This window comes from Enterobacter cloacae complex sp. HYC080_NIDB (assembly GCF_056673325.1).
The window spans coordinates 2,640,122-2,665,997 of the sequence record NZ_CP114212.1 but is presented as its reverse complement, the minus strand read 5'-3'; the positions used below and the strand labels follow the sequence as shown (position 1 = coordinate 2,665,997).

Here is a 25,876-nt window from a genome sequence, read left to right as displayed (position 1 = left end):
AACGGAAAACATTGCGTTAGCACATTATTGCCAGCGAGAAATCTCAATCACCTCGCCGGCGGGCGGAATATCGTCCTCATCATGGGTGACCAGCACCACCGGAATATTGCGCGCCCGGACGGTGTCAAACACCCAGGCCCGAAACGTCGTGCGTAACGCTTTATCGAGGCGGCTGAAGGGCTCATCCAGCAGCAGTGCCTGCGGTTCAGCGAGCAGGGCGCGCAGCAGACTGACCCGGGCGCGCTCACCGCCGGAAAGGGTTGCCGGGTCGCTGGCGTAACGGTCGCCAAGCCCGGCGGAATTCAGCGCCAGCTCGACGGCTTCCCGACGTGCGCGTCCGGCGATCCGCTCAGGCAACGCCAGCAGCAAATTTTGTCCGACGCTGAACGCGTCAAACAGCAGCGCGTCCTGAAAGAGAATGCCCAGCCCGCGAGATTCGACGGGAAGGCCGTCGCAGCGACGCTCATCGAGCCACAGCTCGCCCCGTGCCTGAAAATCATCTGACAGCGCGCCGACCATCCAGGAAAAAAGGGGCGATTTTCCGCTGCCGGAGGGGCCCATCAGGGTGACGATCTCCCCGCGGGGAACGCAAAAATTGACCTCGCGGAAAAGCGGTTCGATGGTGAGATCCTTTACCTTCAACATTAACGTAATCCCTGACGATAGCGGCCCGCAAGGCGGGAGAAGAGTGAGGCCAGACCGAACACCGTGCCCGTGACCAGCAGTAAACCCAGCGCCCGGTTAGCGAGAACCGGGATGCTGCCCCCGCTGCTGAGCGCGACGGTCTCGGTGGTCAGCGTGGCGAAACGACCTGCGCCCAGCCACAGCGTCGGCATATATTGCGCCATGCTGACTGAAAAACCGGTGGCAAAGGCCAGCAGCGCAGGGCGCACCAGCAGAGGGCATTTCAGCAGGCAGAAGATTTTTGCCCGCCGCCAGCCGAGCGTCCTGGCGGTAAGAATAAGCCGGGGATCGAGCCTTTGCCAGGCCGGTTGCAGCACCAGCAGCATCCAGGGGAGTACCCAGAGCAGATGGCTCCAGAGCACGGCGGCATAGTGCCCGTCGAGGCCCAGATGTAACGCAATGGCATATTGCCCCGTGACCAGCGGTAGCGCCGGGAGCGCGAGCGGTAACCACACCCACGGAGCGCCTCGCTGCGGCCCCCATTCCAGCCAGAGAAAAATGACGATCAGGGCGACAAGGCTCGACAGCAGACCGAAAGAAAGGCTGGTACTCACCGGGCCAACATCGTCCCGTTGGGCCAGCATCAACAGCACCGCGGCGCAAAGTATCCCGCACGCGGGCAGAAATCCGCTGAATACACGCTCTGGCAGGGCGAGATGTGACCTGTGGCGTGCGCCCGTCGGATGTGCAAACGTGCGACGCCACACCTTCCGCAGCCCGTAGCCCAGCGCAGCAAGCGCGGCCAGCAGCAGAAGGAGAAGCAGGCACAGCAGCGTCCCTTTTGCCTGCTGCTGTACGTCTCCCTGGCTCAGCCACTGCCAGGCCAGCACGGCCAGCGTCGGCGGGTTACCGGGCCCGAGAACGATCGCCACGTCCACGACGGACAGCGACCACGCCAGCACCGCCAGCATCACCGCGCCGAGTACCGGCGCGATCGCCGGAAGGAGCAGCCAGTTAAGCGTCTGAAAACGCCCGTAGCCGAAGGTCTGCAGGACAATCTTCTGCGGTGCGAGCCGTTTTTCCGGCAGCACGGCGTAAATCGCCCACAGTACAAACGCGCTCTCTTTGACCGCGAGCGTCAGACCCAGCCCGATGCCGTAGCGGTCATACGGAGGTGAACAGACGGTGCAGACCTGATAAAACAGACCGCCTTCGGCAAACAGCAGCAACGCGCTGGAGGCGAAAGCCACATGGGGCACGGCCAGCAGCCACGGCAGGCGCGTACTGAGACGCCGCCAGCGTTTGCCGGGCCAGAAAAGGGCCACGAGAGAAAGGGCGATAAACAACGCCCCCAGCGTGGCGATAAGCGTTGAAACCAGGGTGGCGATGGCTGCCTGAGGCAATTGTGGGTCGTTCAGCAGCCGCTGCCAGTTAACGACAGAAAATGCCAGAGCAAGCAGCATGGCACCGGCGGGCAGGAGCGGCAGATAAATAATCGCCATCGCCAGCCAGACAAGCCAGCTTAACGGGTGCCGTAACGACGCAGCCATTCCTGCTCCAGCGCGTTAACCCAGGCGGACTGCGGCTCTGCCAGAACCTTCGGCAGCCCCTGCGGCGTATGAGCCAGCAGCTGTTTTGCTTCATCTTCGGGCAACGTTTTCACATCCAGCACGCTCGGGTCACCCCAGATGGCCGGGTCGGCCTTGCGGATTTGCGCCCGCGGTGACAGCAGGAAGTTGGCGACGACTTTTGCGCCAGCGCTTGCGCTGGCATTGGCCGGAATCGCCACAAAATGGACGTTGCCGAGCATCCCGTTGCGAAAACCAAAGCTGTAGCTGTCGGCAGGCAGTTCGCCGCTCGCCACTTTCTGCTGCCCATGCGCCGGGTTAAAGGTCAGCGACAGATTCAGGCTCCCGCTGGCAAGCAGGGTATCCATCCGGGCGGGTGAGGGAGGGAAGTCTTTCCCTTCACGCCACAGCAGCGGGTGCAGTTTATCGAGATACGCCCAGAGCGGGGCGGTCACCTGAGCAAAGGTGTCATCGGGTGCTTTTTGCAACGCATCCGGATGAGCCGTGAGCGTCATCAGCAGCTGCTCAAGGAACGCGGTACCGGTAAAATCGGGCGGGCGGGGATAGCTGAGCTTGCCGGGGTTCTGCCTTGCGTAATCCAGCAACGCCTGCGGATCTTCTGGCGGCGTCGGCATGCTGGTTTTGCGGGCGATAAAGGTTAGCTGCGCGCCGCCCCACGGCGATTCTGCGCCGTCTGTGGGAATGGCGAAATCTTCGGTGACAGGTTTGCGGGTATCGACATAGCGCCAGTTGGGCAACCTCTGCGCCCACCCGGTTTGCAGGAGATTAGCCTCTTTTAGCGTGCGGAAGTTTTCGCCGTTGACCCACAGCAGGTCGACCGAGCCATTCGTTTTGCGCCCCGCGGCGGCTTCGGTCTGGATCCGTTTTACCGCATCGGCAGCGTCGGCCAGCGGGACGATTTTAAGGGTAATGGCGTAGTGCGTTTGCATCTCGCCGCTCACCCACTCAAGGTAGCGGTTGACCGCCGGATCGCCTCCCCAGGCGTTAAACCAGACAGTCTGCCCGTTGGCTTGTTGCTGGATACTTTGCCAGCTGTCGGCGGCATACAGGGGGGCGGCCAGCAGCAGGCCTGTCAGAAACGTGCAAAAACGCACACGGCGCATAATGCCTCACTTTTTGAACGAAGAGGTGTAACGGGAATACAGCCAGCGGGTAGCCAGCGGCAATAACCCCAATAGTGTAAAGGCGAAGACCATACCCGGCGATACAATATCGTGCAGCGATGTCACTTTTCCCAGCTCGCGCCCGGCGTTGAGGAAGACAACCGTGGCGGGCAGCATGGCGACCTGGCTAACCCACCAGTAGCGCCTCACCGTGATGCGGGTCACCCCCATCAGCAAATTCACCACAAAAAACGGGAACAGCGGCATCAGGCGCAGGGCAAAAAGATAGGCCGTACCCTCGCGTGCCATACCGGTATTCACCGTATTCATCTGTCGGGCAAAGCGCTGCTGAACCCAGTCGCGAAGGAGATAACGGCTGGCAAGCATGGCCAGCGTAGCCCCGAGCGTAGAGGCAAACGAGACCAGCACGGTGCCTTCCCACAGGGAAAACAGTGTCCCGCCCAGCAGGGTCAGGATCGTCGCGCCGGGAAGCGACAGGGCGGAGACCGCTACGTAGAGTGCAAAAAAGATCATTGCGCTCTGCAGCGGCGCGCGGTCGACATGGGAAAGTAACGTCTGCTGGTGAGTTTTAATCCCTTCCAGAGAGAGCGTGCCCGGTGGCAACATGACAAACGTCAGAATAAATGCGCCCAGAAGGGCGCACAGGAAGAGTAGTTTTCGACTGTTCACGCGCGATCAGAGCTTGAATTTAGCCCACACCGGCGCATGGTCCGATGGCTTTTCCATGCTGCGAATATCGTAGTCGATCCCGGTTTCGATGCAGCGTTCAGCCAGCGGCGAGCTGGCCAGCAGCAGGTCGATACGCAGGCCACGGTTGTCGTCAAAGCCTTTTGAGCGGTAGTCAAACCACGAGAAGCGATCCTGGGTTTCAGGGTTCGCATGGCGGAAGGTATCCACCAGGCCCCAGCCCAGCAGGCGTTCCATCCACTCGCGCTCTTCCGGCAGGAAGGAACATTTGCCGGTACGTAGCCAGCGCTTGCGGTTCTCTTCGCCTATGCCGATATCCCGATCCGTCGGGCTGATATTCATGTCGCCCATGATCAGCACCGGATTCTCTTTTTTCAGTTCGGTTGTCAGGTAGTTCTGCAGATCCTGATAAAACTTCGCTTTGGCGGGGAATTTTGTCTCGTGGTCACGGCTTTCACCCTGTGGGAAATAGCCGTTAATGATCGTGATATTGCCAAGTGCAGAGGGCACTTCCGCCATGATGATACGGCGCTGCGCTTCTTCATTGTCCCCGGGGAAGCCGCGACGCACGGAAACCGGGGTTTCTTTGGTGAGCAGCGCGACGCCATAGTGACCTTTCTGACCGTGGTAGAAGACGTTGTAACCCAGTTTCGCGACTTCTTCGAGGGGGAACATGTCGTCGTGAACCTTGGTCTCCTGCAGGCCGATAACATCGGGCTGATGTTGCTCAACAATGGCTTCCAGTTGATGAGGACGGGCGCGCAGGCCGTTGATATTAAAAGAGACAAATTTCATAGTCGCTGCCAGTGCAAGGTGAATAGTGCATGGATGGTAGCAGAATTTGCATCAACTGTTACCGGGTTCGACCAATAACTGCGACAGATAATGCCGGTGGTGCAATATTTGCACCATCCTGACGCGTTTTGCCCCCGGACAGGGCGTAAATGGCCGGGAAATTTCGCGAGCGATCACAATTCCAGAATTATATTTGGCCTTTGCATACTCTTTCTTATTTTCATGCGGTAAAGCGCCGCTTATCGTAAAAATATTCACTTTTTATGCAGTAACAGTGAATAACTCCATATCATAACTCATTGATATTCTGTTGCCTCAACCCGTTTATGCATTTTTATCGCTGGCTGGCACGAAGGCTGCAATCTACATTCACAGTGCAAACACTCAATTATTTAATATTCAAATAACCTTTTATTTACCGGATGAGGTCGCTATGTCTCTGTCAATTACGCGTGAAAATTTCGATGAATGGATGATGCCGGTATACGCGCCGGCGGCGTTTATTCCGGTTCGCGGGGAAGGCTCACGCCTGTGGGATCAGCAGGGGAAAGAGTACATCGACTTTGCCGGGGGGATTGCGGTGAATGCGCTGGGCCATGCGCATCCGGCGCTGCGTCAGGCGCTGAACGATCAGGCCGCGAAGTTCTGGCATACCGGTAACGGTTTTACCAACGAGCCCGCGCTGCGTCTGGCGAAAAAGCTCATTGACGCGACGTTTGCCGAAAAAGTCTTTTTCTGTAACTCCGGGGCGGAAGCCAACGAAGCGGCGCTGAAGCTGGCACGTAAATATGCCCACGACAAGTTCGGTACCCACAAGAGCGGGATTGTGGCATTTAAAAATGCCTTCCACGGACGCACGCTGTTTACCGTGAGCGCGGGCGGTCAGCCCTCTTATTCGCAGGATTTCGCACCGCTGCCGCCGGATATTCGCCACGGCATCTATAACGATCTGCAGTCTGCCAGCGAGCTGATTAACGACACCACCTGCGCGGTGATCGTCGAACCGATGCAGGGCGAGGGCGGCGTGCTTCCGGCGCAAAAAGCATTCCTTCAGGGGCTGCGCGAATTGTGCGATCGCCATAATGCGCTGCTGATTTTCGACGAAGTACAGACCGGCGTCGGCCGCACCGGCGAGCTGTATGCGTATATGCACTACGGCGTGACGCCGGATATTCTCTCAACCGCCAAAGCGCTGGGCGGCGGCTTCCCGATTGGGGCCACGTTGACGACCGATAAATTCGCCAGCGTGATGACCGTGGGCACCCATGGCACCACCTACGGCGGCAACCCGCTGGCGACCGCTGTGGCCGGACAGGTTCTCGACATCATTAACACCCCTGAGGTGCTGAAGGGCGTTAAGCAGCGTCACGACTGGTTTGTTGAACGCCTGAACGCCATCAATGGCAAGACCGGACTGTTCAAGGAAATTCGCGGCCTGGGGCTGTTAATTGGCTGCGAGCTCACCCCTGAGTTTGCCGGAAAAGCTAAACTTATTTCACAGGAAGCGGCAAAAATGGGCGTGATGGTGCTGATTGCCGGTGCCAACGTGGTGCGTTTTGCTCCCGCGCTGATTGTCAGCGAGGAAGAGGTGCAAACCGGTCTGGATCGATTTGCACTGGCGTGTGAAAAAGTGAAGTCCGGGGTGTCATCATGATGGTCATCCGTCCCGTTGAGCGCGGCGATATCGCCGGGCTCATGCAGCTTGCCGGTAAGACGGGAGGCGGGCTGACCTCGCTTCCTGCCGATGAAAAAACGCTGTCGGCGCGCATTGAGCGCGCCCTGCAAACCTGGCAGGGGACGTTGCCAAAAAGCGAACAGGGCTACGTGTTCGTGCTGGAAGATACCGAGACGGGGACGGTGGCCGGGATCTGCGCCATTGAAGTGGCCGTCGGTCTTAACGACCCGTGGTATAACTACCGCGTTGGCACCATGGTTCACGCGTCGAAAGAGCTGAACGTCTATAACGCGCTGCCGACGCTGTTTCTCTGTAATGACCACACGGGTGCCAGCGAACTCTGCACGCTGTTCCTTGACCCGGCGTGGCGCAAAGAGGGCAACGGTTATCTGCTCTCCAAATCGCGCTTTATGTTTATGGCTGCCTTCCGCGATCGCTTTAACGAAAAGGTGGTCGCCGAGATGCGCGGCGTGATCGATGACACCGGCTACTCGCCGTTCTGGGAGAGTCTGGGAGAGCGCTTCTTCTCTATGGAGTTCAGCCGTGCAGACTATCTCTGCGGCACCGGCCAGAAAGCCTTTATTGCCGAGCTGATGCCGAAGCATCCTATCTATACCCATTTCCTTAGCCCGGAAGCGCAGGCGGTGATCGGCGAAGTGCATCCGCAAACCGCGCCAGCTCGCGCAGTGCTGGAGAAAGAGGGCTTCCGCTACCGTAACTATGTCGACATCTTTGACGGCGGACCGACGCTTGAGTGCGATATCGACCGCGTTCGCGCGATCCGTAAAAGCCGCCTGGTAGAGGTCTCTGAAGGTCAGCCCGCTCCAGGCGACTGGCCGGCATGTCTGGTGGCGAACGAAAATTACACCCACTTCCGCGCCATGCTGGTGCGGACTAACCCGAAATGTGAACGTCTGGTGCTGACGGCTGCAGAACTGGATGCCCTGAAATGTAACGCCGGCGATACGGTTCGTCTGGTGCGTCTCTGCCCTGAGGAGAAAACAGCATGACATTATGGATTAACGGTGACTGGGTAACGGGCGAAGGCGAGCTGCGCATAAAGACCAATCCGGTAGGCAATGAGGTGCTCTGGAAGGGAAATGACGCCAGCCCCAGCCAGGTGGAACAAGCCTGTCATGCCGCGCGTCGTGCGTTTCCGGCGTGGGCCAAACAGCCTTTCGCCACGCGCCAGACCATTGTTGAAACGTTTGCCGGGCTGCTGGAGGCGAACAAAGCTGAGCTCACGCGCATTATTGCTTCCGAAACCAGTAAGCCACGCTGGGAAGCAGCAACGGAAGTGACGGCGATGATCAACAAAATCGCCATTTCGGTGAAGGCATACCATACCCGCACCGGCGAGCAACACACCGAGATGCCGGACGGCGCGGCGACGCTGCGCCATCGTCCGCACGGCGTGCTGGCGGTATTTGGCCCGTACAACTTCCCGGGACATCTGCCGAACGGCCACATTGTTCCCGCACTGCTGGCGGGCAATACCGTTATTTTCAAGCCGAGCGAGTTAACCCCCTTAACCGGCGAGGCGGTGGTGAAGCTGTGGGAACAGGCCGGGTTGCCGCCGGGCGTGCTGAACCTGGTGCAGGGCGGTCGTGAAACCGGTCAGGCGCTCAGTGCGCTGAGCGATATTGACGGTCTGCTGTTCACCGGCAGCGCCGGAACGGGCTATCAGCTGCATCGCCAGCTGGCGGGACAGCCGGAAAAAATTCTGGCGCTGGAGATGGGGGGCAACAACCCGCTGATTGTTGAAGACCCCGATGATATTGACGCCGCGGTGCACCTGACGATCCAGTCCGCCTTTATCACCGCCGGACAGCGTTGCACCTGTGCCCGCCGCCTGCTGGTGAAACGAGGCGCACAAGGGGATGCCTTCCTGAAACGCCTGGTCGACGTGAGCGCACGTCTGGTCCCCGCCGCGTGGGATGCCGATCCGCAGCCGTTTATGGGTGGACTGATTTCCGAACAGGCCGCGCTGAATGTGCTTAACGCCTGGCAAAACCACGTTGCGCGCGGCGCGAAAACCCTGCTGGAACCCAGGCAGGTACAGCCGGGAACCTCGCTGCTGACGCCGAGTATTGTTGAGATGAGCGGCGCGAGCAACGTGCCGGATGAAGAGGTCTTTGGCCCGCTGCTGTGCGTCTGGCGTTACGACGATTTTGATGCGGCGATTGCGATGGCAAACAACACCCGCTATGGCCTGTCGAGCGGACTCATTTCGCCGCATCGCGAGAAGTTTGATCAACTGCTGCTGGAAGCGCGCGCCGGGATTGTGAACTGGAATAAACCGCTGACCGGTGCGGCGAGCACCGCGCCATTCGGCGGCGTGGGTGCGTCGGGTAACCATCGCGCCAGCGCGTGGTATGCCGCGGATTACTGTGCATGGCCGATGGCGAGCCTGGAAACCCCGGCGCTGACGCTGCCGGAGACGCTCAGTCCGGGGCTGGATTTTAGCGAAGGGGATCGTCATGAAAGCGCGTGAAGTCAACTTTGACGGGCTGGTGGGGCTGACCCACCACTATGCCGGTCTCTCCTTTGGTAATGAAGCCTCGACGAAGCATCAGTTTCAGGTCTCCAACCCGAAACTGGCGGCGAAGCAGGGCCTGCAGAAAATGAAAGCGCTGGCAGATGCCGGGTTTCCGCAGGCGGTGATCCCGCCGCAGGAACGGCCGAACGTGGCGGTGCTGCGCCAGCTCGGCTTTACCGGGAGTGATGAGCAGGTGGTCGAAAAAGCGGGCACGCAAACGCCGCATCTGCTCTCGGCGGCGAGCTCCGCCTCCTCTATGTGGGTGGCGAACGCGGCGACCGTCGCACCGTCAGCCGATACGCTGGATGGCAAAGTCCATCTGACGGTGGCTAACCTGAACAACAAATTCCACCGCGCCACCGAAGCGGAAACCACCGAGCGCGTGCTGCGCGCTATTTTCAACCATGACGCCCATTTTGAGGTGCATCAGGCTCTGCCGCAGGTGGCGATGTTCGGCGACGAAGGCGCGGCCAACCATAACCGTCTCGGAGGCGACTATGGCGAGCCTGGCGTACAGGTGTTTATCTACGGGCGCGAGGAGGGCGGTCATTCTGCCCCCGTTCGCTATCCTGCCCGCCAGACGCTGGCCGCCAGCCAGGCGGTCGCTCGCCTGAACCAGGTCAATCCTTCACAGGTGATTTTTGCCCAGCAGAACCCACAGGTGATTGACCAGGGCGTGTTCCATAACGACGTGATTGCCGTTTCCAACCGTCAGGTGCTGTTCTGCCATGAGCAGGCGTTTGCGCATCAGGAGAAACTGCTCGCGACACTGCGCGAACGCGTACCCGGCTTTATGCCCATTCAGGTGCCCACGCAGGCCGTCAGCGTGCAGGACGCGGTTGAAACGTATCTGTTCAACAGCCAGCTGCTGAGCCGCGATGACGGCAGCATGATGCTGGTGCTACCGCAGGAGTCACAGGATCATAAAGGCGTCTGGCAATACCTGACGCAACTGGTTAAGGCCGATAACCCCATTGACGAACTGTGCGTGTTTGATCTGCGTGAAAGCATGGCTAACGGCGGCGGTCCTGCCTGCCTGCGTCTGCGCGTGGTATTAACGCCGAATGAAATGCAGGCCGTTAACCCGGCAGTCATGATGAACGAAGCGCTGTTTACCACCCTTAATGACTGGGTGGATCGCTACTATCGCGACCGGTTAACGCAGGCGGATCTGATTGACCCGCAGCTTCTGCGTGAAGGGCGCGAGGCGCTGGACGCGTTGACATCAATCCTGCAACTGGGATCGGTTTATCCGTTCCAGCGCTAAAGGAGTGGGTATGGAAAATTTACTGGCGCTGACCCTGGCCGATGAAACGCCGGAACAGAAAGAAGGGGACGGCCCCTCATTCCGCTGGCGGTGGCTGGGGCGCGGGGTGCTTGAGCTGACGCCGACTACCGACAGCGAGCTGTCGCTGCTGCTCTCAACGGGCATTCACGGCAATGAAACGGCGCCCGTTGAGATTGTCGATTTGCTACTGCGTGCGTTATATCGCGGAGATATCACCCTTACGTGTCGCGTACTGGTGGTGCTGGGCAATCCGCCTGCGCTGGCGCAAAACAAACGCTACCTGGTGAGTGACATTAACCGCATGTTTGGCGGTCGCTGGTCGCAGTTTCCGCAAAGTGAAGAAACGGCAAGGGCCGCGTGGCTTGAGAATGTCGTGACCGCGTTTTTCTCCACGGCGGGGCCAGTGCGCTGGCATCTTGATCTCCATACCGCGATCCGCGCGTCTTACCATGTGCGCTTTGGCGTGTTACCGCAGCGGAATCAGCCCTGGGATGAAGCTTTTCTACGCTGGCTGGGGGACGCCGGGCTGGAGGCGCTGGTCTTTCATCAGTCGCCGGGCGGAACGTTTACCCATTTTACCTGCGAACATTTTGCTGCCCTGGCCTGTACGCTGGAATTGGGAAAAGCGCTTCCTTTCGGTGAGAACGATCTGACGCGTTTTGCTCCCACGCATCTCGCGCTGCGGGCTCTGCTCGGGGGCGAGGCTCCCGACCATGAGCATCCGCCCGTTGAACGGTATCGCGTCGTACAGCAGATCACCCGCCGCAGCGATGCTTTCCAGCTTCATATGGCCGCGCACACCCTGAACTTCACGCCGTTTCGCAAAGGAGCGCTGCTGGCGGAAGATGCTGGAGAACGTTACGAAGTGCAGAAAACAACGGAATATGTGTTGTTCCCTAACCCTACCGTCGCGTTTGGCCTGCGAGCCGGTCTGATGCTGGAAAAAATATCATGAACCTTTCCCCTCTCATCATCCGGGAGGGGAAAGTAAAAACGTTTCTTAACGTTTAAAGCGCTGGTCCTTGTTTTGCGGAATATTCCTGGTGAATTGCTTTATTATTCATCTTCACTTCGCTATACTTTTTAGAAATTGCTTTAAATTCATCGTTTTGAATATTTTTTGTTGCAACTCTCCACGCTTTATCCTTATTTCCTCCACATTTGGCGAAAAATTGTTTTTTACACTTTCATTGTTTTACTGTTGCTCTGACTAATTGACGATAAACCCCGTAAAGTTAATCTCGTCAACACGGCATAGCGCCGAAGAATAACTGAAAGAAAGGAAATAAATTATGCGTAAGTTTACTGCACTGTTTGTTGCTTCTACCCTGGCTCTGGGCGCTACCAGCATGGCGTTCGCCGCAGATACCGCAACCACGACTGCCGCACCGGCCGAAGGCAAAATGATGATGCATCATAAAGGCCCGGGTATGCACAACGAGATGATGATGTTTAAGGGGCTCAACCTGACGGATGCGCAGAAGCAGCAGATCCGCGACATCATGAAAAGCCAGCGCGATCAGATGAAGCGTCCTCCGCTGGAAGAGCGCCGCGCAATGCATGACATCATTGCCAGCGACACCTTCGATAAGGCGAAAGCCGAAGCGCAGATCGACAAAATGGCCGAGCAGCATAAAGCCCGCATGCTGGCCCACATGGAAACGCAGAACAAGATCTACAACATTCTGACCCCGGAACAGAAAAAACAATTTAATGCCAATTTTGAGAAGCGTCTGACAGAACGTCCGGCGATGGAAGGTAAAATGCCAGCACCGACCGAATAATCGGTTCAACATCTTAAGACCGCCGGGATCCTGTCCACAAAAGCGCAACCGCTGTGGACAGGACCGGCGGTTTTTCTTTCCTGCCCTCTTGTCTGCCGCTGCCAGCGCGGTATTCTCCTGTAGTCGCTTCAGAGAATGTTTGTAGAGTCATGGCGTTAGCAATTTTATTGACGTTCCGCTAAGGCCTGTCCGCTTTGCTGCCGATACTGTGTCTGTGAATACCTAACGATAACAAACAAGACTGCAAGGGTAGCGATATCCTTGCCCTGGCACGGGTTGTGCCATTCAGGAGTGGTAATGGAGTTCTTTGATATCCGTAAAATGCCGGTCAGCCTCTGGCGTAATGGTGCTGGCGAAACGCGAGAAATTTGTTGTATCCCTCCCGCAACGCGCGATTTTTGCTGGCGAGCCAGTATTGCGACGATCGCCAGCAACGGCGAATTCTCCGCTTTTCCCGGAGTTGACCGGGTCATTACCTTGCTGGAGGGCGGGGAGGTGACGCTGGATGCCGGACAGGCGTTCCGCCATACTCTTAAACCGCATCAACCTTACCATTTTGCCGGCGATTTGCCGGTAAAGGCATTGCTTTCCGATGGCAGGATGGCGATGGACTTCAACATCATGACCCGGCGTGACTGCTGCAAGGCGAAAGTGCGCGTTGCCGACCGTACCTTTACTACGTTTGGCTCGCGTGGCGGCGTGGTGTTTGTGCTAAGCGGGGCGTGGCAGCTGGGTGATAAACTGCTGACGGCCGATCAGGGCGCCAGCTGGGAGGAGGGGACCCATACTCTGCGTTTGCTGGAGTCTCAGGGTACCCTGCTGTTCAGTGAAATTAACTGGCTGCCGGGTCACTGAGCATAATGACCTCAAACTTGCCGGTTAAAACGGGCTTGCAGAGGATTTTATAGCCATCCTGATCGAACCCGGCGGGGGTGCGTAACAGGGTTGCCGCGTCGCTTAAATCATCGACAGCCCCCAGCCAGAGCCAGTTATTGACGATGTGATACTGCGTCATCGTTTCACCCACTTCTTTTAGCGCCACGGCGCCCTCCCACGGCCAGCAGTTGATGCTGATGGCCGCAAGACCGCTCAGGAGGCGGGCGTGATGCGCCTCAACGCTCTCTTTGCCGCAGCAGGCGCCTGCGCAGCGCTTCAGCGCGGAGCGAAAACAGGCGCGGCCACGCGTGGTGCCTTCTAAACCTAAAAGGCTGTAGCAAAGCTGTAGCTCGTCGGCCAGTGTTTGCAGAGCCTGAAGGGCCGCGCGTTTGTTGGCAAATAATCCAAAAAGGTTTGGCGCATGAGAAAAATCGACGTCGCGGGCGTAAACCACCTGCGGCTTACCGTCGCTGATCTGCAGGGAACAAAGCTGACGGTTGCGGCGCAGGCGCTTATTAAAGAGCGGTTGTTGCTCTTTTATCAGCCGGGCCTCCAGCAACAGCGCACCCATTTCTCCCGCCGTCTGAAACCAGGTGATGCGCCGCGACTGGCGCAGCATGGCGGCCTCATCCGGGGTACGCAGGTGGGATAACACCCGGCTGCGAATATTGACGCTTTTGCCGATATAAAGCGGCAAGGTGTCGCTTTCACCGTGAAAAATGTACACGCCAGGCTGTTTTGGCAGCGCCTCAAGCCAGGGGCGAAGGTGCTCGGGATATTCGTAGATAGCCGCCGCTTCAAACTCAAGACGCGGGGCGGATTGACGCCTGCTCACATATTACTCCGTATACTGTTCAGGTATACAGTGTAGCAGGTGCGCTGTGGTTAAAAAAGAGCCGGGTGGTGGCTACGCCTTACCCGGCCACATCGTGCGGTCTGTTGCCCTCACCCCAACCCTCTCCCACGGGAGAGGGGGCAAACACTAAAAACGGCAACGGGGTTGCCGTTTTGCGTTTATTTCCAGAAGTCGTCAAACACCGTAATCGGCGTGTGGCGCTTGTGTTCGGTTTTCAGATACCAGCTTTCAATGATCTTCGCGGTACCTTCATCCAGCGGTTTGCCTTCCAGATAATCATCAATATTGTCATAGGTGACGCCAAGGGCCGCTTCATCCGGCAGGGAAGGGCGATCGTCTTCCAGATCCGCCGTCGGTGCCTTTTTATACAAGTGCTCAGGACAGCCCAGCGCGGCAAGCAGCTGTTTACCCTGACGCTTGTTCAGACGGAAAATCGGGTTAATGTCGGTGCCGCCATCGCCATATTTGGTGAAGAAACCGGTGATGGCTTCTGCCGCATGGTCGGTGCCGACAACCACGCCTTTGGTCATTCCGGCGATGCTGTACTGGGCTTTCATACGCTCGCGAGCTTTCTCGTTGCCGCGAACAAAATCGCTCAGCTCAATGCCCGCTTCGCGCAGTGCCTGCTCGCTTGCCAGCACCGCCCCTTTAATATTGACGGTGAGTACGCGATCGGGCTGGATGAACGCGATGGCATCCTGGCAATCCTGTTCATCGGCCTGCACGCCATAGGGAAGACGCACGGCGATAAACTGCAATTTCTCATCGCCCGTTTCTTCGCGAAGCTCTGAAATCGCCATCTGACAGAGTTTACCGGTCAGGGTGGAGTCCTGCCCGCCGCTGATGCCCAGCACCAGGGATTTCAGGAAAGCGTTCTTTCTTAAGTACGATTTTAAAAAATCCACGCTACGGCGGATCTCTTCATGTGCATCTACCGCGGGCTTCGCGCCCAGTGCCTGAATAATCTCGTGTTGCAGAGCCATCACGCCCTCCATATGCAGAACATAAACAGAATGTGTTAACTGTTAAAACTAACCCTTTGGACGAGAAACGACAAGGATCGCAGTTTCGAGTGCGCTAATTTGCGCCGATTTAGCAGGTTATCGTTGTTTTATTAGAATTTTCCGAAATTCGTCTGGCGTAATTCACAAAGTTGAACAATAGTACTTTTTATTCCATGCTTAGATAACACGCTGATAAACAAGAGGACGGAATATGAACAAGAACGTAGCAGGAATTCTTAGCGCAGCGGCAGTACTGACGATGCTGGCAGGGTGTACGGCTTACGATCGCACCAAGGATCAGTTTACACAGCCCGTGGTTAAAGACGTTAAAAAAGGGATGACCCGTTCGCAGGTCGCTGCGATCGCCGGTAAACCTTCTTCTGAAGTGACAATGATTCATGCGAAAGGGACCTGCCAGACCTATATCCTGGGTCAACGTGATGGTAAGGCAGAGACCTACTTTGTCGCCCTGGATGACACTGGTCATGTTATTAACTCCGGTTATCAGACCTGTGCTGAATACGACACCGATCCCCAGGCTCCAAAGGCTCAGTAACCCAGCTTGTCTGAAGATGTTAACGAACCGGCCCATGGGCCGGTTTTTTTGTGTATACGTAAATCTTATTTCTTTGCGCGAATTATTTGCCCGAAATGTGAAGGTAGTCAACAAGCCAGGTCAATGAGAGACAATTTCAACCTGTTCAGAATTATCCCCTGTCTGTACCATTGCGTATACTCACTCCAACGACAAACAACAGTATGCAAACTACCTGTCTGCCGGGACAGCAAGTCGAGTGATAGCGCGATGGCAGGTAGACCTACAAGAGGGAAATTACGATGGAAAAGAAACATATCTACCTGTTCTGCTCAGCGGGCATGTCAACCTCACTGCTGGTGTCAAAGATGCGTGCGCAGGCTGAAAAGTATGAAGTCCCTGTGGTGATTGAAGCGTTTCCAGAAACGCTGGCGGGCGAGAAAGGCCAGAAAGCCGATGTTGTTTTACTGGGGCCACAAATCGCCTATATGTTGCCCGAAATACAACGACTGCTACCCAACAAACCGGTCGAAGTGATCGACTCGGGGCTGTATGGCAAGATTGATGGTTTAGGTGTTCTGAAAGCTGCTGTGGCAGCCATTAAAAAAGCTGCTAATTAATTTTTATTTTTCCCGTCAAAGAGTTATTTCACACACAATACGCCGTAACACGAGTTACGGCATTTAAGGGTATTTACCTATGAGTAAAGTCATCGCTTCACTTGAAAAGGTACTCCTTCCTTTTGCTGTTAAAATAGGAAAGCAGCCTCACGTTAATGCCATTAAAAACGGCTTTATTAAATTAATGCCGTTGACGCTGGCCGGGGCCATGTTCGTTTTAATTAACAACGTTTTTCTGAGCTTTGGTGAAGGTTCCTTCTTTTATTCATTAGGCATTCGGTTAGACGCTTCCACAATTGAAACCCTTAATGGTTTTAAAGCCATCGGCGGCAACGTATATAACGGTACGTTAGGTATTATGTCGCTGATGGCGCCTTTCTTTATTGGCATGGCACTGGCAGAAGAGCGAAAAGTGGATCCGCTGGCTGCCGGGTTATTATCCGTTGCTGCATTTATGACCGTCACGCCTTACAGCGTAGGGGAGGCGTATGCCGTCGGCGCCAACTGGTTGGGTGGGGCGAACATCATCTCCGGTATTGTTATCGGTCTGGTGGTGGCGGAAATGTTCACCTTTATTATTCGTCGCAACTGGGTTATCCGCTTGCCGGATAGCGTACCGACGTCCGTTTCTCGTTCATTTTCCGCGTTGATTCCGGGCTTTATTATTCTCTCCATTATGGGGATTATTGCCTGGGCGCTCTCTCACTGGGGCACGAACTTCCACCAGATCATCATGGATTCTATCTCCACGCCGCTGGCGTCGATGGGTGGTGTGGTCGGTTGGGCGTATGTGATTTTCACCTCTCTGCTGTGGTTCTTCGGCTTACATGGTTCACTGGCACTGGCTGCGCTGGATAGCGGAATTATGACCCCGTGGGCACTGGAAAACGTGGCACTTTACCAGCAGTACGGCTCCGTTGACGCGGCGCTGGCAGCAGGTAAAACCTTCCATGTGTGGGCGAAGCCGATGCTTGACTCCTATATCTTCCTGGGTGGTACCGGGGCGACCTTGGGTCTGATCATCGCGGTCTTTATTGTCTCTCGTCGTGCTGACTATCGTCAGGTAGCTAAACTGGCGCTGCCATCAGGTATCTTCCAGATTAACGAACCGATTCTGTTTGGCCTGCCAATCATCATGAACCCGGTCATGTTCATTCCGTTCATCCTGGTTCAACCACTGCTGGCAGCCATCACCCTGACGGCTTACTACATGGGCATTATTCCGCCGGTGACCAACATTGCACCGTGGACCATGCCAGCGGGGCTGGGCGCGTTCTTCAATACCAACGGTAGCGTCGCGGCCTTCCTGCTGGCGATATTCAACCTCGGGATTGCGACCCTGCTCTACATGCCATTCGTGGCAATTGCGAACAAAGCTGCCACCATCATTGATGAAGAAGAGAGCGAAGAGGACATTGCCCTCTCACTGAAATTCTAAGATTGACCGACGCGGGGAAACCCGCGTCAGCCACAAGGAGCTTAAACATGTTAGATTTGGATAGTATCGTCGCAGACGACGCCGCAGAGAACGATCTTGAAGAAGTGGTGATGGGGCTTATCATCAACTCCGGGCAGGCCCGCAGCCTGGCGTATGCCGCACTGAAGCAGGCCAAGCAGGGTGATTTTGCCGCCGCGAAAACCATGATGGAACAGTCCCGTACCGCGCTGAACGAAGCGCACCTGGTGCAGACAAAGCTTATTGAAAGCGATCAGGGTGAAGGGAAGATGAAGGTCAGCCTGGTGCTGGTACACGCGCAGGATCACCTGATGACCTCCATGCTGGCGCGCGAGCTGGTGGCGGAGTTGATTGAGCTTCACGAGAAAATGCACTAAGTCGGATGTTGCAGCAGGAGGTCAGCACGATGGAAATTAAAACCGCACTTGAACAGCAGCTGTTTAATGGCAAAAATTTTCACGTGGTTATCTACAACAAGACGGAGAGCGCCAGTGGTCTGCACCAGCATGACTACTACGAGTTCACGATTGTTCTGACCGGCCGCTACTACCAGGAGATCAACGGTAAGCGCGTCCTGCTTGAGCGAGGGGATTTTGTCTTCCTGCCGATGGGGTCCTATCACCAGAGCTTTTACGAATTCGGTGCAACCCGCATTCTGAATGTCGGCGTCAGCAGGCGCTTCTTTGAAAAGCACTATCTGCCGCTGGTACCGTTCTGCTTTGTGGCGTCTCAGGTTTATCGCGTGAAAAACGAGTTCATGACCTGGATTGAAACGGTTATTGCCTCGCTTAACTTCCGTGAAAATGAATTTGACGAGTTTATTGAAACGGTGACTTTCTATGTGATGAACCGGCTGCGTCATCATCGTGAAGAGCAGCAGGTGACGGATGATATTCCACAGTGGCTGCGCAGCACTGTTGAACTGATGCACGATAAAGCCCAGTTCAGTGACAATGCGCTGGAGAATATGGTTTCCCTGTCGGGAAAATCCCAGGAATATCTGACCCGCGCGACGCAGCGGTATTATCGTAAAACACCTGTGCAAATTATTAATGACATTCGCATTAACTTTGCCAAAAAACAGCTGGAAATTACTAACTACTCGGTCACCGATATTGCTTACGAATCGGGATACAGTAGCCCCAGCCTGTTTATTAAAACGTTTAAGAAATTAACGTCATTCACCCCGAACAGTTACCGCAAAAGTTTGACGGTAATGAATTAACTTTCGGCGGTTTTATCCGCCACGAATATTGCTTTAATGGCTTGCCCAAATAGCGGGAAGAGTACGCTATACATTGCAGGCGATTAACCTGATACGCAAAGGGAGATATTATGCAAAAGAAATTAAAAGTCGTAACCATTGGTGGCGGCAGCAGCTATACCCCGGAAATACTTGAAGGTTTTCTGAAACGTTATCATGAATTACCGGTCAGCGAATTATGGCTGGTGGACGTGGAGGAAGGTCAGGAGAAGCTGAATATTATTTTCGACCTGTGCCAACGCATGGTTGAGAAAGCGGGCGTACCTCTGACCGTGCATAAAACGCTGGATCGTCGACTGGCGCTGAAAGATGCAGATTTCGTAACCACCCAGCTGCGCGTTGGCCAGTTGAAAGCGCGTGAACTGGACGAGCGTATTCCGTTGAGCCACGGTTATCTCGGTCAGGAAACTAACGGTGCCGGTGGCCTGTTCAAAGGCCTGCGTACCATTCCGGTTATTTTCGACATCGTTAAAGACGTGGAGGAAATCTGTCCAGACGCGTGGGTGATTAACTTCACTAACCCGGCAGGGATGGTGACCGAAGCGGTCTATCGTCATACCGGTTTCAGGCGCTTTATTGGCGTCTGTAATATTCCAGTCGGCATGAAAATGTTTATCCGTGACGTGCTGGAACTGACCGATAATGACGATCTCTCTATCGATCTGTTCGGTTTGAACCATATGGTGTTCATTAAAGATGTCATCGTGAACGGAACATCGCGTTTTGCTGAACTGCTGGACGGGGTCGCCTCGGGTCGTCTGACCGCTGCGTCTGTGAAAAACATCTTTGACCTGCCGTTCAGCGAAGGGCTGATCCGCTCGTTGAATCTGCTGCCGTGCTCCTACCTGCTTTATTACTTCAAGCAGAAAGAGATGCTGGCCATCGAAATGGGCGAGTATTACAAGGGGGGCGCGCGGGCGCAAATCGTTCAGAAAGTTGAGAAGCAGCTGTTCGACTTGTATAAAGATCCGAACCTGAACGTCAAGCCGAAAGAGCTTGAGCAGCGCGGCGGGGCCTATTATTCCGATGCGGCGTGTGAAGTGATCAACGCCATCTACAACGACAAGCAAGCGGAGCACTATGTTAACGTGCCGCACCACGGCCACATCGACAATATCCCGGCTGACTGGGCCGTTGAGATGACCTGCATTCTGGGACGCGATGGCGCTAAACCGCATCCGCGCATTACTCATTTTGATGACAAAGTTATGGGTCTTATCCACACCATTAAAGGCTTTGAAGTGGCGGCAAGTCAGGCGGCGCTGAGCGGCGAGCTGAATGACGTGCTTCTGGCACTGAACCTCAGCCCGCTGGTGCATTCCGACCGCGATGCGGAGCAGCTTGCAGCAGAGATGATCCTGGCGCATGAAAAATGGTTGCCGAACTTCGCCGCCACGATCGAGAAGCTGAAGTTCAAACACCACTGAGAGGACGCACAATGGAAAACCTGCTGATCGTTAATGCTGATGATTTTGGCCTCTCGAAAGGTCAGAACTACGGCATTATTGAAGCCTGTCGCCGGGGGGTTGTGACATCCACTACGGCACTGGTTAATGGTGAAGCGGTTGAACATGCGGCGCAGCTAAGCCGCGACGTGCCTGAGCTGGGCGTCGGGATGCATTTTGTGCTGACGCTCGGTATGCCGCTTACGCCAATGCCGGGCCTGACCCGTGACGGACAGTTAGGTAAATGGATTTGGGAACAGGCGGAGCAGGACGCTCTGCCGCTGGAAGAGATTGCCCGCGAGCTGGACTGTCAGTTCAACCGCTTTGCTGATCTGTTTGGTGGTCTGCCAACACACATCGACAGCCATCACCACGTGCATATGATCCCGGCAATTTTCCCGATCGTTGCGGCGTTTGCTCAACGCAAAGGCGTAGCGATGCGCGTGGATCGTGAGGTGCAAGGGTTGCCGGACAGTGCGGTGACAACCACCGCAGGGTTCAGCAGCGCGTTTTACGGCGAGGCGATCGACGAAGCGCTGTTCCTGAAGGTGCTGGATGATTCTGCAGCCCGGGGAGAAAAGTCACTGGAGGTCATGGCGCACCCCGCATTTGTCGATAATATCGTGCGCAAGAGCGCGTACTGCTGGCCGCGCCTGGCGGAGCTGGATGTGCTGACGTCGTCGTCGCTGAAATACGCGATTGCCGAACGTGGGTATCGGTTGGGGACATTCCGGGATCTGTGAGAAGTGCCGGGGGGCGGCTTCGCCTAACCCGGCCTACGAACGACCTGCAAACTGTTGTAGGCCGGGTAAGCGCAAGCGCCACCCGGCTTTTTTTACGCCGGGATCTGGTCAATCTTGCTGCTGCGTGACCAGATGCGGTGCGCGGCGAGCAGGTCAAACAGCTTCGTCATAAAGGCGTCGTCCACGTTATCGCCCTCGACAATGCCGTCCTCACCTTGCTCGGCAACCTTCAGCTGGGATTTAAACTGACGCGCATCGCCGGACAACGCGATCGGTTTCAGGTGCTTATAAGCTTCCAGCAGGTAATAGACGGCGTCACCATTGGTCAACAGGCTGGCAATATCCCCGCACGGCACAATCACCGCATCGACGGTCAGCGAGGGTGCCCCGGCAAAGGTCGCAGCCACCGGCAGCACGGAACCGTCATCAGCTGTCACTTCACCCATTCGGGAATAAAGCAGTTTGGCGTGTACGCCCTGGGTTTTCAGCGCCTGCATAATGCCCAGTACGTCACTGGCCCGGGTTTTATCGTTCAGCAGGATGGCGACCACGCGGCCTTTAATTGAGCCACCTGGCACCGCATACAGACTCAGCGAGGGATCTTTCTTTACGCCGTTGACCTCTTTTGGCGGAGCAAGGTTGCGCTGCTCGTCGGTGAGGGTAATACCCAGGTTATCCGCCACGCTCTGGGCGAGCTGAATATCAATGTGCGCAAGCTGATCGACCACGCGCTCGCGGATGTAGGTGCGCACCACCTTACTTAACTCGAAGCTAAAGCCGCCGATGATGTGCTGCTGCTCAATCGGCGTCTGGCTGTTCCAGAACAGGCGAGGATGGGCGTAATACTCGCCGAAGGAAGGGCTGCGCTCGCGAATTTTGTTGCCATCGATACGCTCCTGGTACGACTCAAAACCTCCGCGTTTCGGGCCTGGCGGCGTTTCGCGCGGCCAGTTATCGTTGATCGAGTTAGGCTCGTAGTTAGCCGGATTGGTATCAATATCCTGACGATGCATCCCGTCGCGCTGGAAATTGTGGTACGGACAGGTCGGACGGTTAATTGGAATTTCGTGGAAGTTCGGCCCGCCAAGGCGGCTGATCTGCGTATCGGTGTACGAGAACAAACGTCCCTGTAAGAGCGGATCGTTGGTGAAATCCAGTCCCGGCACGATATGCCCCGGGTGGAACGCGGCCTGCTCGTTCTCGGCAAAGAAATTATCCGGGTTGCGGTTGAGCACCATTTTCCCCACCAGTTGAACCGGCACCAGCTCCTCGGGGATCAGTTTGGTCGGGTCAAGAAGGTCGAAATCAAACTTAAATTCGTCCTCGTCCGGAATGAGCTGCAGGCCCAGTTCATATTCAGGGAAATCGCCGGCTTCAATGGACTCCCAAAGCTCACGACGATGGAAGTCTGGATCGCGCCCGGTCAGCTTCTGCGCCTCATCCCACACCAGCGAGGCTTTGCCCGCCACCGGCTTCCAGTGGAACCGGACGAACGTGGCTTTTCCTTCCGCGTTAATCATACGGAAGGTGTGAATACCAAACCCCTCCATCGTGCGATAGCTGCGCGGAATACCCCGGTCAGACATCGCCCACATCACGTTGTGTAACGTTTCAGGTTGCAGAGAGATATAGTCCCAGAAGGTGTCGTGCGCACTTTGTCCCTGCGGTATGGCCCAGTGGGGCTCCGGTTTTACCGCATGGACAAAGTCAGGAAATTTATGCGCATCCTGAATGAAAAACACCGGGGTGTTATTGCCCACCAGATCAAAAATACCCTCTTCGGTATAGAACTTGGTGGCGAAACCGCGAATATCACGCACCGTGTCTGCCGAACCCGCGCCCCCCTGTACGGTGGAGAATCGGACAAACACCGGGGTAATTTTATCCGGGTCGGAGAGGAAATCTGCTTTGGTGATCGCTTTCAGGCTCTTGTACGGCTGGAAGTAGCCATGCGCAGCCGAGCCGCGCGCGTGAACGATACGTTCCGGAATTCGCTCGTGGTCGAAATGGGTAATTTTTTCCCGCAGGATAAAGTCTTCCAGCAGGGTGGGGCCGCGCGAGCCGGCGCGAAGAGAGTTTTGATCGTCAGCAATGCGCACGCCCTGATTGGTCGTGAGTGCAAAACCTTCACCACCTTTACGGTGTGGCTCAAGCGATTTCAGCTTCTCGTTCCCGGTGTCCGGCGATTTCATGCTTCCCGGTGCGGTAGGCTGTTCGCCGGGGGCGGAAGGGCCTGGCGAGGGGCGGTGAGAGCCGTCAGCAGGGGCGAGAGAGTCCATACCCGGTTGAGATTCTTCAGTGCCATGAATCGGTGATTGATGTGTATTATCTTTGTTCGACATTGCACGCTTCTCCTTTATCCATTGCTAAAAACCCTATTAAGGATAGAACAATGTCGTGAGATAGCTCGCGAACTAAGAGTTTTCACATGCCGCCCTTAACGAAAGGAGCCCTCTCAGCCATTCGGAGCGCGACGGAAGGGAGCAGAATCGGCTATCATAGAATTTTCCTGCTTCAAGAATTTGCTTTAGTGAACCCGTCGCTTATGAAACCTCTTCGTCAACAAAACCGCCAGGTTATTAGCTATGTGCCCCGCGTGGAACCCGCGCCGCCTGACCATGCCCTGAAAGTGGAGGGTTTTCGTGATGTCTGGCAGCTTCGTGGTAAATATGTGGCGTTTGTCCTGATGGGGGAGCATTTCCGTCGATCGCCGACGTTTTCCGTGCCGGAGTCTGCCCAGCGATGGGCGGTGCAAATCCGCCAGGATGAAGAGGTTGAAGAATAACAGCCATAAAAAAACCGCCATCAGGCGGTTTTTTTATTTCCCGGCGATTACCGGTGCGCCAGTTCGGCGTCGTCTTCACTTTCCAGAATGGCTTTGTCGGTCTGCTTCAGCCACTGGCTGGTCAGCGTACCGGCGGTCATGGAGCCGCTCACGTTCAGCGCGGTACGACCCATGTCGATCAGCGGTTCAACGGAGATCAGCAGCGCGACCAGCGTCACTGGCAGACCCAGTGCAGGCAGCACAATCAGCGCAGCGAAGGTTGCGCCGCCACCAACACCGGCAACACCGGCGGAACTGATGGTCACAATGCCGACCAGCGTGGCGATCCAGACCGGATCCAGCGGGTTGATACCCACGGTCGGGGCAACCATCACCGCCAGCATCGCCGGGTAGAGACCCGCACAGCCGTTCTGACCGATGGTGGCACCAAAGGACGCAGAGAAGCTGGCGATAGATTCTGGCACGCCCAGGCGACGGGTCTGCGCTTCAACGTTCAGAGGAATAGACGCGGCGCTGGAGCGGCTGGTGAAGGCAAAGGTCAGTACCGGCCAGACTTTGCGGAAGTATTTCAGCGGGCTGACGCCGTTCACGCCCAGCAGGATACCGTGCACCACGAACATGATGCCCAGGCCCAGATAAGAGGCGACGACAAAACTGCCCAGCTTAATGATGTCCTGCAGGTTAGAGCCCGCAACCACTTTGGTCATAAGCGCCAGCACGCCGTATGGCGTCAGCTGCATGACCAGACGCACCAGCTTCATCACCCAGCTTTGCAGGGTATCAATCGCCGTCAGCACACGCTCGCCTTTCGGCGCATCGTCTTTCAGCAGCTTCAGTGCGGCCACACCGAGGAATGCCGCGAAGATCACCACGCTGATGATGGACGTTGGGCTGGCGCCGGTCAGGTCAGCAAACGGGTTCTTCGGAATGAAGGAGAGCACCATCTGCGGAACCGTCAGATCGGCCACTTTACCCACGTAGTTGGTTTGAATCGCGGTCAGGCGTGCTGTTTCAGCCGTGCCCTGCACCAGACCTTCGGCCGTCAGGCCAAACAGGTTGGTTACCAGCACACCCACCAGCGCGGCGATCAGCGTGGTAAACAGCAGGGTACCAATGGTCAGAAAACTGATTTTACCCAGTTGAGTGGCGTTATGCAGGCGGGCAACGGCACTCAGAATAGAGGCGAACACCAGCGGCATCACGATCATCTGCAGCAGCTGGACATAGCCGTTGCCGACAATGTTGAACCACTGAATAGAGTCTTTCAGAACTGGATTATCGGAGCCATAAATCGCCTGCAACGCCAGACCAAATACGACACCCATGGCCAGACCAACCAGCACTTTTTTCGCCAGGCTCCACTGTTTGTGGCGCGTCTGCGCGAGAAGCAATAGCAATACAACGAACACAACAACGTTCGCGATGAGTGGAAAATTCATCCCCGTTCTCCTGATTTATTATGGGATCGGTTTTTCCCGATCCTGTTGGCGGAAGGTTAGCAGAAGTGTGATGTCGCGCTTATATCCAAATGGAATGGTTTATGACAAACGGAATGATTTTGTTGGTTTACTGTTCAATCTGGTGATGAATAAAGCGATTGAACTGAAATTGCAGCGAATTGATCATCTGCGAAGACCAGCGCACTGCACTGTTTTCGGGCAATGTCTGTGGCATCCAGACGGCGTAAGCGAAGAGCGCCATGCACAATACGCGCTCAAGCTGGTTCCCTTTCTGTGGCGCAAGGATGGGAAAACGAAAGCGCCAGCGACACGGCCAGAGAAGTGGAACGCCAGCGGGCGTCAGCATATCGGCAAGAATATGGCTTAAGTAGCCGAGCACCATCCCCTGAATGGCATCAGCAGGGACGATCCAGCTTTCGGGCACTTTTAAATAAAAAAGGGTAAGCAGCCCAAAAACGGCCAGCAGGCTGTGCGTAAACCCCCGGTGGCCGAACGCGCGGGCGATGGGTTTCGATACCCACTTCAGGCGTTGTCCAAGAAATGATTTGGGATGATCAATATCGGGCAGCAGACAGGTCAATACGGCGGAAGGGACAATATGCCACCAGTCCCCCTGTGCGAGCACGGGAGTGAGTTCAGCGTTTTTGGCAAATACTGCGCACGCTATGGAAAAAAGGAGGTGGCCTTCCGCCGTCATGATAAAACCCACGAAACTGTCAATTCATAC

Annotated in this window: 25 protein-coding genes; 15 read left to right on the top strand and 10 right to left on the bottom strand. The window is 56.0% G+C overall.

Going from position 1 to position 25,876, the window contains the following annotated elements; translation table 11 throughout:
- Positions 1-24: 24 nt before the first annotated feature.
- The 5 genes from O1723_RS12645 to xthA are packed head-to-tail and all read right to left on the bottom strand — an operon-like array spanning position 25 to position 4,819.
- On the bottom strand, positions 25-645 hold the full coding sequence (locus O1723_RS12645; protein WP_479983832.1) for an ATP-binding cassette domain-containing protein: 621 nt from the start codon (positions 643-645) through the stop codon (positions 25-27).
- Positions 645-2,174, bottom strand: a complete 1,530-nt coding sequence (locus tag O1723_RS12640) for an ABC transporter permease family protein (RefSeq protein WP_248191104.1) — start codon at positions 2,172-2,174, stop codon at positions 645-647. Before O1723_RS12640 ends, O1723_RS12645 begins: the two co-directional genes overlap by 1 nt.
- Positions 2,147-3,307, bottom strand: coding sequence for an ABC transporter substrate-binding protein (locus tag O1723_RS12635; RefSeq protein WP_121528309.1), 1,161 nt, complete (start codon positions 3,305-3,307; stop codon positions 2,147-2,149). Before O1723_RS12635 ends, O1723_RS12640 begins: the two co-directional genes overlap by 28 nt.
- Before the next feature lie 15 nt (positions 3,308-3,322).
- Positions 3,323-4,006 carry a TVP38/TMEM64 family protein gene (locus tag O1723_RS12630; protein ID WP_032645241.1) on the bottom strand — a complete coding sequence of 228 codons (684 nt, stop codon included), beginning with the start codon at positions 4,004-4,006 and terminating at the stop codon, positions 3,323-3,325.
- A gap of 6 nt (positions 4,007-4,012) precedes the next feature.
- Complete coding sequence (gene xthA, locus O1723_RS12625) at positions 4,013-4,819, bottom strand: exodeoxyribonuclease III (RefSeq protein ID WP_023337150.1); 807 nt, start codon at positions 4,817-4,819, stop codon at positions 4,013-4,015.
- A gap of 433 nt (positions 4,820-5,252) precedes the next feature.
- Here xthA and astC point away from each other — a divergent pair, with 433 nt between their 5' ends.
- The 7 genes from astC to ves all read left to right on the top strand — a co-directional run bounded on the left by astC (position 5,253) and on the right by ves (position 12,960).
- Positions 5,253-6,473, top strand: coding sequence for a succinylornithine/acetylornithine transaminase (astC, locus tag O1723_RS12620; RefSeq protein ID WP_023332757.1), 1,221 nt, complete (start codon positions 5,253-5,255; stop codon positions 6,471-6,473).
- On the top strand, positions 6,470-7,504 hold the full coding sequence (gene astA / locus O1723_RS12615) for an arginine N-succinyltransferase (protein WP_023332758.1): 1,035 nt from the start codon (positions 6,470-6,472) through the stop codon (positions 7,502-7,504). The genes astC and astA overlap by 4 nt, the downstream gene beginning before the upstream one ends.
- Positions 7,501-8,988 (top strand): succinylglutamate-semialdehyde dehydrogenase, encoded by a 1,488-nt coding sequence (astD, locus tag O1723_RS12610; RefSeq protein ID WP_023337151.1) that lies wholly within the window; start codon positions 7,501-7,503, stop codon positions 8,986-8,988. Before astA ends, astD begins: the two co-directional genes overlap by 4 nt.
- Positions 8,975-10,300 (top strand): N-succinylarginine dihydrolase, encoded by a 1,326-nt coding sequence (gene astB, locus O1723_RS12605; RefSeq protein WP_023337152.1) that lies wholly within the window; start codon positions 8,975-8,977, stop codon positions 10,298-10,300. The genes astD and astB overlap by 14 nt, the downstream gene beginning before the upstream one ends.
- Positions 10,301-10,310: 10 nt before the next feature.
- Complete coding sequence (astE, locus tag O1723_RS12600; RefSeq protein WP_023337153.1) at positions 10,311-11,276, top strand: succinylglutamate desuccinylase; 966 nt, start codon at positions 10,311-10,313, stop codon at positions 11,274-11,276.
- A 337-nt stretch (positions 11,277-11,613) separates the two neighbouring features.
- Positions 11,614-12,105, top strand: coding sequence for an ATP-independent periplasmic protein-refolding chaperone Spy (gene spy / locus O1723_RS12595; RefSeq protein WP_014883470.1), 492 nt, complete (start codon positions 11,614-11,616; stop codon positions 12,103-12,105).
- Between the two features lie 297 nt (positions 12,106-12,402).
- Positions 12,403-12,960 (top strand): environmental stress-induced protein Ves, encoded by a 558-nt coding sequence (ves, locus tag O1723_RS12590; RefSeq protein ID WP_014883471.1) that lies wholly within the window; start codon positions 12,403-12,405, stop codon positions 12,958-12,960.
- Here ves and cho read toward each other — a convergent pair.
- Positions 12,938-13,816, bottom strand: coding sequence for an excinuclease Cho (cho, locus tag O1723_RS12585; RefSeq protein WP_014883472.1), 879 nt, complete (start codon positions 13,814-13,816; stop codon positions 12,938-12,940). The two genes, ves and cho, sit on opposite strands and share 23 nt — an antisense overlap.
- A gap of 179 nt (positions 13,817-13,995) precedes the next feature.
- Positions 13,996-14,820 (bottom strand): ammonia-dependent NAD(+) synthetase, encoded by an 825-nt coding sequence (nadE, locus tag O1723_RS12580; protein WP_014883473.1) that lies wholly within the window; start codon positions 14,818-14,820, stop codon positions 13,996-13,998.
- Positions 14,821-15,052: 232 nt separating this feature from the next.
- Between nadE and osmE the strand changes: the two genes are divergently transcribed.
- From osmE to chbG, 7 genes are all read left to right on the top strand, one after another.
- On the top strand, positions 15,053-15,397 hold the full coding sequence (gene osmE / locus O1723_RS12575; protein WP_010430142.1) for an osmotically-inducible lipoprotein OsmE: 345 nt from the start codon (positions 15,053-15,055) through the stop codon (positions 15,395-15,397).
- A 281-nt stretch (positions 15,398-15,678) separates the two neighbouring features.
- The gene (gene chbB / locus O1723_RS12570) at positions 15,679-15,996 is read left to right on the top strand and encodes a PTS N,N'-diacetylchitobiose transporter subunit IIB (RefSeq protein WP_014883474.1); all 318 of its coding nucleotides are present in this window, start codon (positions 15,679-15,681) and stop codon (positions 15,994-15,996) included.
- Positions 15,997-16,075: 79 nt separating this feature from the next.
- Positions 16,076-17,434, top strand: a complete 1,359-nt coding sequence (chbC, locus tag O1723_RS12565; protein WP_479983831.1) for a PTS N,N'-diacetylchitobiose transporter subunit IIC — start codon at positions 16,076-16,078, stop codon at positions 17,432-17,434.
- A 47-nt stretch (positions 17,435-17,481) separates the two neighbouring features.
- Positions 17,482-17,829, top strand: coding sequence for a PTS N,N'-diacetylchitobiose transporter subunit IIA (chbA, locus tag O1723_RS12560; protein ID WP_014883476.1), 348 nt, complete (start codon positions 17,482-17,484; stop codon positions 17,827-17,829).
- A gap of 5 nt (positions 17,830-17,834) precedes the next feature.
- The gene (chbR, locus tag O1723_RS12555) at positions 17,835-18,677 is read left to right on the top strand and encodes a transcriptional regulator ChbR (protein ID WP_071819744.1); all 843 of its coding nucleotides are present in this window, start codon (positions 17,835-17,837) and stop codon (positions 18,675-18,677) included.
- A 110-nt stretch (positions 18,678-18,787) separates the two neighbouring features.
- Entirely contained in the window at positions 18,788-20,143 is a 1,356-nt protein-coding gene (locus O1723_RS12550) for a 6-phospho-beta-glucosidase (RefSeq protein ID WP_248191106.1), read from the top strand.
- 11 nt (positions 20,144-20,154) lie between these two features.
- The gene (chbG, locus tag O1723_RS12545; RefSeq protein WP_014883479.1) at positions 20,155-20,904 is read left to right on the top strand and encodes a chitin disaccharide deacetylase; all 750 of its coding nucleotides are present in this window, start codon (positions 20,155-20,157) and stop codon (positions 20,902-20,904) included.
- Between the two features lie 92 nt (positions 20,905-20,996).
- On the opposite strand, the gene katE is transcribed toward chbG, so the two are convergent.
- The gene (gene katE / locus O1723_RS12540; protein WP_023337156.1) at positions 20,997-23,246 is read right to left on the bottom strand and encodes a catalase HPII; all 2,250 of its coding nucleotides are present in this window, start codon (positions 23,244-23,246) and stop codon (positions 20,997-20,999) included.
- Positions 23,247-23,449: 203 nt separating this feature from the next.
- On the opposite strand from katE, the gene cedA reads away from it, so the two are divergent.
- The gene (cedA, locus tag O1723_RS12535; RefSeq protein ID WP_014883481.1) at positions 23,450-23,689 is read left to right on the top strand and encodes a cell division activator CedA; all 240 of its coding nucleotides are present in this window, start codon (positions 23,450-23,452) and stop codon (positions 23,687-23,689) included.
- A 47-nt stretch (positions 23,690-23,736) separates the two neighbouring features.
- Here the strand turns inward: cedA and tcyP are convergent, their stop codons facing one another.
- Both tcyP and O1723_RS12525 read right to left on the bottom strand, forming a co-directional pair.
- Complete coding sequence (gene tcyP / locus O1723_RS12530; RefSeq protein ID WP_014883482.1) at positions 23,737-25,128, bottom strand: cystine/sulfocysteine:cation symporter; 1,392 nt, start codon at positions 25,126-25,128, stop codon at positions 23,737-23,739.
- 127 nt (positions 25,129-25,255) lie between these two features.
- Entirely contained in the window at positions 25,256-25,846 is a 591-nt protein-coding gene (locus tag O1723_RS12525) for a metal-dependent hydrolase (protein ID WP_014883483.1), read from the bottom strand.
- Positions 25,847-25,876 lie beyond the last annotated feature (30 nt).